11 protein-coding genes are annotated in these 13052 nt (G+C 36.8%); all 11 read left to right on the top strand.

Annotation, left to right across the window (positions count from 1 at the left end; translation table 11 throughout):
* Positions 1 to 69: 69 nt before the first annotated feature.
* The 11 genes from mraY (at position 70) to C8D70_RS12115 (ending at position 12597) form a co-directional block, all read left to right on the top strand.
* Positions 70 to 1311, top strand: coding sequence for a phospho-N-acetylmuramoyl-pentapeptide-transferase (mraY, locus tag C8D70_RS12165; protein WP_076595271.1), 1242 nt, complete (start codon positions 70 to 72; stop codon positions 1309 to 1311).
* A gap of 62 nt (positions 1312 to 1373) precedes the next feature.
* The gene (murD, locus tag C8D70_RS12160; protein ID WP_110367482.1) at positions 1374 to 2699 is read left to right on the top strand and encodes a UDP-N-acetylmuramoyl-L-alanine--D-glutamate ligase; all 1326 of its coding nucleotides are present in this window, start codon (positions 1374 to 1376) and stop codon (positions 2697 to 2699) included.
* A 64-nt stretch (positions 2700 to 2763) separates the two neighbouring features.
* Complete coding sequence (locus tag C8D70_RS12155) at positions 2764 to 4002, top strand: FtsW/RodA/SpoVE family cell cycle protein (protein WP_076595269.1); 1239 nt, start codon at positions 2764 to 2766, stop codon at positions 4000 to 4002.
* A gap of 1 nt (position 4003) precedes the next feature.
* On the top strand, positions 4004 to 5104 hold the full coding sequence (murG, locus tag C8D70_RS12150; RefSeq protein ID WP_110367481.1) for an undecaprenyldiphospho-muramoylpentapeptide beta-N-acetylglucosaminyltransferase: 1101 nt from the start codon (positions 4004 to 4006) through the stop codon (positions 5102 to 5104).
* Positions 5105 to 5211: 107 nt separating this feature from the next.
* Positions 5212 to 5505: a GIY-YIG nuclease family protein gene (locus tag C8D70_RS12145; protein ID WP_076595267.1), complete on the top strand. Its 294-nt coding sequence runs from the start codon at positions 5212 to 5214 to the stop codon at positions 5503 to 5505.
* A 133-nt stretch (positions 5506 to 5638) separates the two neighbouring features.
* On the top strand, positions 5639 to 6997 hold the full coding sequence (gene murC, locus C8D70_RS12140; protein WP_076595266.1) for a UDP-N-acetylmuramate--L-alanine ligase: 1359 nt from the start codon (positions 5639 to 5641) through the stop codon (positions 6995 to 6997).
* A 193-nt stretch (positions 6998 to 7190) separates the two neighbouring features.
* Entirely contained in the window at positions 7191 to 7568 is a 378-nt protein-coding gene (locus C8D70_RS12135) for a GxxExxY protein (protein WP_076595265.1), read from the top strand.
* A 43-nt stretch (positions 7569 to 7611) separates the two neighbouring features.
* Positions 7612 to 8580 (top strand): cell division protein FtsQ/DivIB, encoded by a 969-nt coding sequence (locus C8D70_RS12130; RefSeq protein WP_110367480.1) that lies wholly within the window; start codon positions 7612 to 7614, stop codon positions 8578 to 8580.
* A gap of 64 nt (positions 8581 to 8644) precedes the next feature.
* Positions 8645 to 10030, top strand: coding sequence for a cell division protein FtsA (gene ftsA, locus C8D70_RS12125; protein WP_110367479.1), 1386 nt, complete (start codon positions 8645 to 8647; stop codon positions 10028 to 10030).
* 122 nt (positions 10031 to 10152) lie between these two features.
* A complete protein-coding gene (gene ftsZ / locus C8D70_RS12120; RefSeq protein WP_076595262.1) occupies positions 10153 to 12060 on the top strand; it encodes a cell division protein FtsZ in 1908 nt (635 codons plus the stop codon).
* 90 nt (positions 12061 to 12150) lie between these two features.
* Positions 12151 to 12597 carry a GatB/YqeY domain-containing protein gene (locus C8D70_RS12115; protein ID WP_076595261.1) on the top strand — a complete coding sequence of 149 codons (447 nt, stop codon included), beginning with the start codon at positions 12151 to 12153 and terminating at the stop codon, positions 12595 to 12597.
* The last annotated feature ends 455 nt before the right edge of the window (positions 12598 to 13052 follow it).

Below are 13052 nucleotides of genomic sequence, written 5' to 3'. Positions count from 1 at the left end.
TGATAACTGAAAGAATAATTGCTCAATCATTCATCAATTATCAATGATCATTTATTAACAATTGAAACTATGCTATACTATCTATACGAATATCTAACCAACCATGGAATTCACGTTCCGGGATTAGGAATGTTGAAATACATTTCTTTTCGTGCCGGAATGGCTGTATTATTCTCATTGATTATTGCTCTTGTCTACGGAAAAAGAGTCATCAATTACCTGAGAACAAAACAAATGGGAGAATTGGTACGAGATCTGGGATTGGACGGGCAGAAACAAAAAGAGGGAACTCCTACCATGGGAGGCCTTATTATTATTCTGGCAACCATCATTCCGGTATTGCTGTTTACAAGAATTACCAATGTGTACATTGTTCTGCTGCTCGTTTCTATGTTCTGGATGGGTGCTATTGGTTTCCTGGACGATTACTTAAAGAAAATTAAAAAAAACAAAGACGGTTTAAGTGGTAAATTTAAAATTGTAGGACAGGTTGGTTTAGGGCTAATTGTCGGAATTACAATGTATTTCCACCCTGACATTACCGTTAAAAGAAAATATGCAGATGCCAAGGTGGTGAACCGAAATAATGTAGAGCAAAACTTTATGCCTACAGAAAAAATCACCGTTTCCACCGTTCCTTTTGCCAAAAATAATGAGTTCGACTATAGTGGAATTTTGTTTTGGATGAATGATAAAGATGCCCATGAGTGGGCATGGATTGTCTTTATTCCTATCGTGATCTTCATTGTAACTGCCGTTTCAAACGGAGCTAATATCACCGATGGAATTGACGGTCTCGCAGCAGGAACAAGTGCCATTATATTACTTACACTGGCTCTTTTCGCTTACCTTTCAGGGAACATCATCTTTGCAGACTACCTCAATATCATGTTCCTTCCCAACATGGGGGAAACCACCATTTTCGCCGTGGCAATGGTAGGTGCCGTGATCGGATTCTTCTGGTACAACACCTATCCCGCGCAGGTTTTCATGGGAGATACCGGAAGTCTGATGCTGGGAGGCGTGATAGCCGTTTTGGCCATTATTTTAAGAAAAGAACTGCTGATTCCTGTATTGTGCGGAATCTTCTTAATTGAAAACCTGTCCGTAATGCTTCAGGTAGTTGTTTTCAAATACAGAAAAAGAAAATTCGGGCTGGAATATGCTCAAAACAACAGACTATTCAAAATGTCACCACTACACCATCATTATCAGAAAGAAGGTTTCCACGAGAGCAAAATCGTAAACCGAATGATCATCATTGGAGTAATATTGGCGATTGTATGTCTGATCACACTAAAAATGAGATAAAAATTAAAAGCTGTAAGCAATAAGCATAAAGCTTAAAGCCTATAGCATAAAGCTTTTATAATATGAAAATAGTTGTTTTAGGAGGTGGAGAAAGCGGATGCGGAGCTGCTTATCTGGCTAAGAAAAAAGGTCTGGAAGTATTTCTTTCAGATAAAGGAGCCATTAAGGATAACTATAAGCAGTTTCTTACGGATAATGAAATTGAATTTGAAGAAGGAAACCACGATGAAGAAAGAATTTTAAATGCCGACTGGATCGTAAAAAGCCCGGGAATTCCGAAAAAGGCAGACATCATTCATAAAATTCATGAAAAAGGAATCAGACTTTCCTCTGAAATTGAATTTGCTTCTGAATTTACAGATGCAAAGATCATTGCCATTACCGGAAGCAACGGAAAAACAACCACCACGTCCCTGATCTATTATATCCTGAAAAATGACGGATTGAATGTAGGTTTGGGAGGAAATATAGGATACAGCTTTGCCAGGCAGGTTGCAGATGAAAATCATGAATATTATGTACTGGAAGTAAGCTCTTTCCAGCTGGATGATATTCAGAATTTCAGACCATATATTTCTTTATTGCTGAATCTTTCTCAGGATCACCTGGATCAGTACAACTACAACTATGAAGAATATGCTCTGGCCAAATTCAGAATCACGGAAAATCAGGAGAATGATAACTTCTTCATCTATAACAAAGATGACGAAATGAGTAAAAATCTTCTTGAAAAGCTTGAAATAAAGGCTAAAATGATTCCTTTCTCTATCAAAGAGAAGCTGACGGAAGGAGGATTCATTAATAATGATGAAATTGTAGTAAAAATGAAAGACGAATTCTCAATGAAAGTTGAAGAATTGTCTCTGCTGGGAAATCACAATGTGGCCAACAGCTTAGCTGCATCCATTGCCGGTAAGATCTTAAAAATCAACAATGAAAGTATCAGACATTCATTGATGACATTCCAGGCCGTAGAGCATAGATTAGAGTTCGTTACTGAAATTGATAACGTAAAATACATCAATGACAGTAAAGCAACCAATGTGAATGCTACTTACTACGCCTTAGAAAGTATGAAAACGCCAACTGTTTGGATTGTTGGTGGCTTAGATAAAGGAAACGACTATACCGAAATTGAAGATTTAGTCAAAAGAAAAGTAAAGGCAATTGTTTGCCTTGGAGTAGATAACAAGAAGATCATCGATTTCTTTAAAGATAAGAAAGAGTTTATTTATGATACTTCAAGCATGGAAGAAGCCGTGAAAATTTCAAAATCACTGGCTAAAAAAGGCGATACGGTCTTATTATCTCCATGCTGCGCAAGCTTTGACTTGTTCAAAAGCTATGAAGACAGAGGACGCCAGTTTAAAGAGCAGGTATTAAAGTAAAAATGTAAAATGTCAGATGTAAAAAGTACATTTTACTTTGTACATCATACATCAATACAAAATTATGGACGAACAGAACACAGAAAGCAGATTTGAATTTCTAAAGGGCGATAAAGTACTTTGGATGGTCATCCTTGTGATCTCCATTTTCTCTATCTTCCCCGTATACTCTGCAAGTTCAAATCTTGAATACATTGTCAATAACGGGACCACAACAGGCCACGTTATCAAACACATGTTCTTTGTAGTCCTGGGGCTAGCCATTATGAGACTGGTAGGAACTATAAAATACGAATACATCGGAAAGCTCAGCAGTATTCTGCTCGGCCTGATGATTATTCTGCTGATCGTTACCATGTTTACCGGACAGACCATTGACGGAGCCAGTGCTTCCAGATGGCTGAAAATCCCGGGAACACCGATCTCTTTCCAGCCTTCATCATTTGCGTTTTTAATGCTGATCATCTACCTGTGCAGATATTTAACCAAGAAGATCACCAGAGAAAGGCTTCCGATAGAGAATATCATGTATATTTTCGGGCCTATTCTGCTTGTCTTTGTACTGGTAGCCAAAGATAACGGTTCAACGGCATTAATGATTCTGATGGTATCCGTAATCGTTCTCGTTATAGGACAGCTTCACTGGAAATACATTGCAGGATTTATCTCTGCGTCATTTGTTGCCATTGTGTTATTTTTATTAATTGCCCTTAATACGAACATGATTGGCGGAAACCGTGTACATACATGGATGAGCCGGATCGAAACATTTACCTCAAGCAAAGCAAAATCAGCTGATGTAGATGATGAAAGCGTAAAAGCGAAAAATTATCAGGTAATGCAGGCCAAGGCAGCCATTGTTCACGGAGGAATTACCGGAATGGGACCAGGAAAAAGTGCCTTAAAACAAATGCTTCCGCAATCGGCCTCCGACTTTATTTTCGCGGTCATCGTAGAAGAGTATGGAGTTATAGGAGCGGCTTTCCTGATCTGTTTATACCTGATCATGATGATAAGGATTGTAATGATTGCCAGTAAAATGCCAGCCTTCTTCGGATCGTTGCTTGTGCTCAGTCTCGGGGTAATGATCTTTATCCAGCTTTCGGTAAATATAGCCGTTGCTGTAAACCTGATCCCGGTAACAGGGCAGCCGCTGCCTTTGATCAGTTACGGAGGAACCTCAATGCTGGTAACCTATTTACAGTTAGGCATTATTTTAAATATAAGCTCAAGGATTCAGATTTATGATGAAGAAGGAATGGGTAAAAAACAAAGTATAGCAGAAATAAACGATATCGCTTAAAATGGACAAAAAATTAAAAATACTATTATCCGGCGGAGGAACAGGAGGACATATCTTCCCGGCCATCGCTATTGCAGATGAGATCAGAAAAAGATTTCCTGATGCAGAATTTTTGTTCATTGGCGCCAACGGCAAAATGGAAATGGAAAAAGTTCCACAGGCAGGCTATAAAATTGAAGGAATTGATATCGCAGGAATCGACAGAGGAAATTTGTTGTCTAACCTGGGACTTCCTTTTAAGATTCTGAAAAGTTTATCAAAATCTAAAAGGATTATCAAAAACTTCACTCCCGACTTTGCTGTAGGAACAGGAGGATTTGCCAGCGGACCCGCTCTTTATGAAGCAAGCAAAATGGGAATTCCGATTTTCATCCAGGAACAGAATGCCCATGCAGGAGTAACCAATAAAATTTTAAGCAAGAAAGCTAAAGCCGTTTTCACCGCTTATCCAAAAGTAGAAGGCTTCCCGGCAGAGAAAATAAAATTCCTGGGAAATCCGATCCGTGAAAACATTGTTTCAGGAATGCAGGAAACATCTCATACAAAAGAAAAAATGGGATTGGATAAAGATAAACTTACGATTCTTTCTGTAGGAGGTTCTTTAGGCTCCAGAACTCTGAATAATGCATGGAAGTCTCATTTAAAACAAATTGTAGATAAAGATTATCAGCTGATCTGGCAGACAGGAAAGCTTGATTATAAAGATATTTTAGCAGAAACAAAAGATACAGACACCAGAAATATTCAGATCCTTGAATTCATTAAAGATATGGAACTGGCTTATTCTGCAGCGGATATCATCGTTTCAAGAGCCGGAGCCATTGCCATTTCTGAGCTGGCTGTAGCACAGAAACCGGTCCTTTTGGTTCCCTTCCCTTTTGCAGCGGAAGATCACCAGACTAAAAATGCCATGAATCTGGTTGAAAAAAATGCAGCCAGAATGGTAAAAGACTCTGAAATGCAGGAAAAATTCTGGAATACATTATCAGAGATCTGCGAGAATGAAAATGTAAGAAAAGAAATGTCCGACAATCTGAAATATTTTGCTAAGCCAAATGCTGCAAAAGAGATTGTAAACGAGATTTTTAAAGTAATAAAATAATCAGGAAAAGCTTCGACAAGCTCAGCCTGACATAAATACAATAAAACAGTTAGTATTAGATCTGTCACCCTGAGCTTGTCGAAGGGTCAGTAAGCAAACACAAATGAATGAAAATATATTATGTATACATTGTAAAATGTTCTGATAATTCTTATTATACAGGCTTTACCAACGATTTGGAAAGAAGAATTAATGAACATAATGACGGATTTAATCCTGAAAGTTACACGTATACAAGAAAACCTGTAGAACTTGTTTTCTATCATGAATTTAATGATGCTACTCAAGCTATAAGCTTTGAAAAACAAATTAAAGGTTGGAGTAGAAAAAAGAAGGAAGCAATAATAAATGATAACTGGGACTTATTACCAATGTTATCAAAAAATAGGATGAAAGATTAGAAGGCCTCGACAAGCTCAGCCTGACACCGTTAAAATATAATTTATTAAGGGTCATGAATGTTAGCTGATGAAAGCTTTATAATAAAAATAAAACTCTGAACTGGTTCAGAAGTTATTAAAGATTAAATATAAAATGAACATTTTACAAACATATCAGACTTTTTACTTCGTTGGAATCGGAGGTATTGGAATGAGTGCGTTAGCACGCTATTTCAATGCATCCGGAAAAAAAGTATTGGGTTATGACAAAACCAATACAAAACTGACTCAGAATCTGATGAATGAAGGGATTGATATTGTTTTTGAAGACCTTGTTGATGAAAGGATCACTTCCCTTAAAAAAGAAGATACATTAGTTATTTATACGCCAGCCATTAAAAGACTGGGAATCCTTGATTTCTTCAACCAAAATCAGTTTGAAGTGTTGAAACGTGCTAAAGTTTTAGGATTAATCACAGAAAATACAGATTGTATAGCTGTTGCAGGAACTCATGGAAAGACTACCACGTCTACCCTTGTGGCTCACTTATGCAAAGAAGCAGATCTTCCATTTTCATGTTTTTTGGGAGGAATTTCTGAAAACTTTAAATCCAACTTCCTGTACAACGGTTCCAAATATTCCGTGGTAGAGGCAGACGAATATGACAGAAGCTTCCTGAACCTGTCTCCAGACTGGGCAGTAGTAACTTCTACAGATGCTGATCACCTGGACATTTATGGAGATATAAATCATATTGAAGAAGGATTCAGACAATTCGCAGCGTTAGTTCCTCAAGACAAACAACTTTTTGTAAGAAAAGGTCTGGAAATTGGCAGAGGGCATCAGACTTATGCGGTAAATGAGCCTGCAGATTATTATTCAGACAACCTTCGTATGGATCATGATAAAATTTATTTTGATTTCCATACCCCAACCGAAACAGTTAAAGATTTTGTCTGGGAAATTCCGGGGATCCATAATGTGGAAAATGCCACTGTAGCACTGGCTATTCTGCATAATTTAGGCGCAGATTTTGATACGCTGAAAAAAGCAATTGCCAATTTTAAAGGAATTAAAAGAAGATATACCAAACATATTTATCAAAACGGTAAAATTTACATTGATGATTATGCTCACCACCCTACAGAAATCAATGCTGTAATGAGTTCAATCAGAACATTTTATCCTGATAAAAAGCTGTTGGTAGCCTTCCAGCCTCACCTTTTCAGCAGAACAAGAGATTTTGCAGACGGATTTGCAGAAAGTTTAAGCAAAGCAGATGAGTTGATCCTTCTTGACATTTACCCTGCAAGAGAGCTTCAGGAAAATTTTGAAGGAATTACTTCAAGCTGGCTGTTGGATAAGGTAACATTAGATAAAAAAGAAGTATCCACATTATCCGATGCTTTTGAAAAAATAAAAGAAAAAGATTTTGATATCCTTCTTACGGTAGGTGCAGGAAATATAGACACCCTGTATGATCCTATTTGTGAATGGATAGAAAAGGTTTGATTAAACGCTGCGTTCGCGAATAAAAGTATAAAATCGTTCGCAAAGGCGTTTCACTCAGCAAATGAGAAAACAAATTATATTATTAAAACAAATTATAAAAATATAGCCGTAGCTGAGTGAAACGCCCTCGCGAACGGAAAAAATAAAAAGATTGCTTTGCGATCATAGCGTTAAAAATAAAAACACAAAATGTATGATTGAAAATAAAATTTCAGAAATTGTTTTCGATGCTGGAATGAAAATACATCGTACGCTTGGAATTGGGCTTTATGAAAATGTATATGAAGAATGTTTAGTTTATGAACTAAAAAATAGAGGATTGAATGTAGAAAGTCAAAAAAATATCGACATTGAATATGAAGAATTAAAAATTTCTAAAGCGTTCAGAGTAGATTTATTAGTTGAAAACAAAGTAATAATTGAAATAAAGGCAATTCAGGAGATTAATGATTATCATTTTTTCCAGCTTTTAAATTATTTAAGAATAACAGATATAAAACTTGGAATGATTTTGAACTTCCATTCAATATTATTCAAAAATGGAGTAAAACGAGTTGTAAATAAATTATAAAGAAAATAAAACTGCTTTACATCCTTTGTGATTAAAGAAAAATATGAAAAATAAATACAGAATATTAAAAATTGTTGTCACGGTAATCATCCTTGGATTGTTACTGAGTTTCTCATTGAAGAGATTCAGCCACCAACAGATTACAGACAATAAGATTTCTGTAAAAATGAGTGAGAAAACTCCGGTCTATTTCGTGGATGAAAAAGACATCAGGGAACTAGTAAAAAAAGAAAATCCATCAGGAAAAGTAGGAGACCTTAATATCCCTTCTTTAGAAAAAAGAATAAATTCTCTTCCGGCGGTAGACAGTGCCAACGTCTACTTGAACCTGAATGGAAAGCTGAATCTGGATATCAAACAGAGAGTACCTGTTTTCAGATTAAATAAAGACGGAAAAGACTTTTATGTGGATGAAAAAGGAATTGAATTCCCTATTTCAAGAACCTACTCACATCCATGTATGCTGGTAACCGGAAACGTAAAGCCTGATGAATATGAGAAGCTGGCAGAACTGGTAGAAAAAATTGATAAAGATGATTTCAGTAAGAAATACTTTATCGGAATCTCTAAAAATAAAGACAGTTATAATCTTCTGACAAGCGAAGGAAACTACAGAGTTGAGATCGGAGATCTTGATAATATTGATTTTAAAGTAAAAGGATTTAAAACGTTTGTGGAAAAATACCTGGTGTATCAGGACCCTCAGAAATACAGTATGGTTTCTGTGAAATATCAGAATCAGATTGTCACTACTTTAAACCCTTATTTTAAAGAAAACGACAGTATTTTAAAGGCAGGAAAGATGGAATTGGCAAAAGTTCCTTCCCCAACAACCGCTAAAAAGACGGAGACGAAACCCAAAACAGCAGAGGTAAAAAAGACCAGCTCCACCTCGGTAAAGCCGAAAGAGAGCACAAAACCGAAAGGACAAACAAAAGAAACAAAAAAAGCAGAGAAAAAGCCACCCGTCAAGGCCCAGTCCAAGCCTAAGGCAAAAGTTAAAATAGAATAAGTTATACACAAATAGGAAACTATCCTTATAGATAAAAAAGTAGAAAAAATCAAATCGATATAAAATGGAAAATCAAGAGTATTCAGTAGGTCTGGACATCGGGACAACGAAGATAGTCGCGATTGTCGGAAGAAGGAATGCACACGGGAAAATAGAAGTTCTCGGTGTAGGAAAAGCTAAAAGTCTTGGTGTTCATAAAGGTATTGTGAATAACATTTCACAAACTATTAATTCAATCAAGGCTGCAGTATCCGAAGCACAATCCAGTGCCGGAGTTCCTATCCGCAAAGTAACAGTAGGTATTGCAGGAAAACACATCCGTTCTCTGCAGCACTCCGATTATATTATGCGTGAACATCCTGATAAATTTATTACAGACGACGACATCGAAGCATTAAAAGATCAGGTAAAAAAGCTGGTTATGCTTCCCGGAGAAGAAATTATCCACGTACTTCCTCAAGAATATAAAGTAGATTCCGAGGGTGAAATTCAGGAACCTGTCGGAATGCATGGAAAACGTTTAGAAGCCAACTTCCACGTTGTAGTAGGGCAAATGGGCAGTATCAGAAATATTGCAAGATGCGTTCGTGAAGCCGGATTAGAAATGGAAGCCCTTACTTTAGAGCCATTGGCATCTTCAGAAGCTGTACTTACAAAAGAAGAAAAAGAAGCCGGTGTGGCAATTGTTGACATTGGTGGTGGTACAACAGATATTGCAATCTTTAAAGATAATATCATCCGTCATACCTGTGTGATTCCATACGGAGGCGGAATTATTACCGAAGATATCAAAGAAGGCTGTTCCATTATAGAGAAACACGCAGAACAACTGAAAGTAAAGTTTGGTTCGGCTGTTCCCGAATTAGAAAAAGACAGTACTTTTGTAACCATTCCCGGACTTCACGGAAGACCGGACAAAGAGATTTCTTTAAAAACTTTAGCGCAGATTATTAACGCGAGAGTAGAAGAAGTTTTGGAAATGGTGAATACAGAACTGAAAGCTTACGGTGCTTTTGAACAAAAGAAAAAACTGATTGCCGGAATCGTTCTTACTGGAGGGGGTTCAAATCTGAAACACCTTCGTCAGCTGGCCAATTATACGACAGGTTTTGACAGCAGAATCGGTTTTGCGAATGAATATATCGCCAACGACAAAAATCAGTACCTGAAAGGTCCTGAATTTGCTACTTCTATCGGATTACTGATGGAGAGTTTAAAGATCAGAGACAAAAAGCAGAATGCTGATGAAGAGAGAGAGATTGTTACTGAGCAGCTCAAGCAGGAAACGCCTTCAGCACAGCCGGAAACGGTTCAGGCTATTCAACAGGCAGTACCCGTTCAGGAGCAGCAGTCTTTTGAAAATGAGAGACAGGAGAACAGAAAGGCGAAACTGACCTTCGGACAGTCGCTTATGGAAAAAGTAAAAAAATTCTTTGAAGAAGTAGAATAAATATAAATGATACAAGATTAATGGTCAATGATAGCTGGAAATAATTTAATATTTATTAATTTAATAACGAATATCATTCATCAATTATCATCTATCACTTATCAATTATTAAAAGTATAGTTATGGAAAATATAGGTACACAAGGATTTTCATTTGATTTGCCAAAAGGAAATTCATCCATTATAAAAGTAATCGGTGTAGGGGGCGGTGGAAACAACGCTTTGAAGCACATGTACGAGAAAGGAATTCACGGAGTTGATTTCGTGATCTGTAATACGGATGCTCAGACTTTAGATAATAACCCGGTAGCCAATAAAGTTCAGCTGGGAACTTCTATCACAGAAGGTCTTGGAGCTGGTGCCGATCCTGAAGTTGGAGAAAAATCCGCGATTGAAAGTATTGAGGATATCAAGGCTGCTATGGGACAAAACACCAAAATGGTGTTCATCACCGCCGGAATGGGTGGTGGTACAGGTACCGGAGCCGCTCCCGTCATTGCTAAAGTGGCAAAAGACATGGGAATTCTTACCGTAGGTATTGTTACCGTTCCTTTCAGTTTTGAAGGGAAAAGAAGACTGGAACAGGCAGAAAACGGTCTTGATAAATTAAGAAATAATGTTGACTCGCTTATTGTGATCAACAATGATAAACTAAGACAGCAATTCGGAAACCTTGGATTCAAACAGGGATTCTCAAAGGCCGATGAAGTGTTAACCAATGCCGCGAAAGGTATGGCAGAAGTTATTACCGGTTACTTTGATGTAAACATTGACTTTAGAGATGCTAAATCTGTACTTCAGAATTCTGGTACAGCATTGATGTCTACAGGAACAGCTTCAGGTGAAAATAAAGCCGAAGAAGCTGTAAGAAAAGCCCTTGATTCTCCGTTATTGAATGACAATAAGATTACAGGAGCTAAGAACGTTCTGTTATTGATCAGAAGTGGTGCTGAAGAAGTTACCATGGATGAAATCGGTATCATCATGGACCACATCCAGAAAGAAGCAGGAAATACTGCAGATATCATTTTCGGGGTGGGAGCAGATGAAGAATTAGGAGATGCAGTAAGCGTTCTTGTAATCGCAACGGGGTTCTCTAACGATAATAAAAAGTTTGCAGGGCCTACAGAAAAAATCAGAATTAGTCTTAACGACAGTTTTGAGACTCCTAAAAATTCTCCTTTCAAAACAAGAGAAGAAAGAGAATCAGCTCCTGGAGCAGCCCATGATTTTGGTGGAAAAAATCTTTTCAGACTGGATGACGAAGAGCATGACACTCCGTTCAATGTGACGTCTGCTGAAAAAAAAATGATTATTGAAGAAGAGCAGCCCAGAACTGAAATAAAATTCTTTGATAAAGAGGAAGATACGGTAAACACCCCGGAACAAAACTGGAGAAATGATGAAGAAGAGGAATACAGCTTATTATCTATTGATGAAGAAAATGAAGATCCTAATGATCTTGAAATCCAGTCTTTCTCATTTGATTTTGAAAACAAAAAAGAGGAACCACAATCCGGAACTCCATTCAACAACTCATTTTCAAATGAAAAACCTGTTGAATTCAGTTTCTTCGTAAACGAGCCTATCAGAAACGAACCAAATACGGATTTTGGACAGCCAAAAGCAGAATTTAATACACCTGCAAATGCTGCGATAGCTGAACCCACTCAAAAGATTGAAACTTTCTACCAGAAACAGGAAGAACCAAAATTTGAAGTAAGATCAACTTTTGAAAACAAAACTGAAATTGAAACTCCAAAAACTGAAGAATCAGAATTCACGTTCGTGAACAAAACGGCAGATCAGGACAGAGTGATTGAAAGAAGAAATAAATTAAAAGAATTCAACTCCCGCTACCAAAATTTTGACAGCACAAGTGAATTCGAATCTATTCCTGCTTTTAAAAGAAAAAATATTTCTATCGACGGAAACAATGCATCAGACCAGAACATCAACACTTACCTGTCTGATAACAATGGATCTATGCAGATCAGAGAAAACAGATTTTTAAATAAAGACGTTGATTAAATGCTATAAGCAGTATGCAGTAAGCCATAGGCTATCCCAGCCGGATCAAAAAGCTTACTGCTTATTGCCTAAAGCCTAAAGCATATAAACATGAGTTTAGAAAATACAATAAACGAAGCTATAAAAACAGCAATGAGAGCCAAAGACAAAGTGGCTTTGGATTCTCTGCGTGCTGTGAAATCCCAGATATTACTGCTTAAAACTGAAGCTATCGGAGCCGAAGTAACCGCAGAACAGGAAATTGCTATTCTTCAGAGAATGGTAAAACAACGTAAAGATTCTTACGATCAATTTACTGCACAGGGAAGAAATGACCTTGCAGAAGTAGAAGATGCTCAAATGAAAGTTATTGAGCAGTTTTTACCCAAACAGCTTACGGCTGAAGAATTAGAAACAGAAATTAAAAATATTATTTCTGAAACCGGAGCTGAATCTGCTAAAGATTTAGGGAAGGTAATGGGAGTGGCATCAAAAGCATTAGCCGGAAAATCAGACGGAAAAAGTATTTCCGAGATGGCTAAAAAGCTCCTTTCATAATGTGATTCGGGTTTCGGGATTTTGAGTTGATCTTAATTTCGCAAACACATATCTCATTCCATAACTAAGGATATACAACCTTTGCATATCGATTTGATTAAAGAATCCCGGAGCTCTTCAGTTCCGGGATTCATTTCTTTGGATATTAAAGTTTGTTAATCAGTTTTGATTCTAAACTGAAAAAAGAATTAAGCTACTACCATATTTCAGAAAGTATTTAAGTTATTAATTGCTCGAGGGAAAGCAATAAATGTTTTTTCATGATCGTTTGTTTTTCAGAATCATTTCAAATTTAATAATAATATTTTAATATTCCTAGTATTATTTCATTATTTATAGCATATTATTACAGTATTAATATTTGGTTAATTTTATATGACTAATCAATTGATAGTTTTTATATATTGAACAAACGCAAAGAATTGCTTAACTTTGTAGAGATAAAAAACAAAATA

Source organism: Chryseobacterium sp. CBTAP 102 (genome assembly GCF_003201365.1).
Classification (GTDB): domain Bacteria; phylum Bacteroidota; class Bacteroidia; order Flavobacteriales; family Weeksellaceae; genus Chryseobacterium; species Chryseobacterium candidae.
Note: the sequence above shows the minus strand (reverse complement) of the source record. Positions and strands in the feature narration are given on the sequence as shown.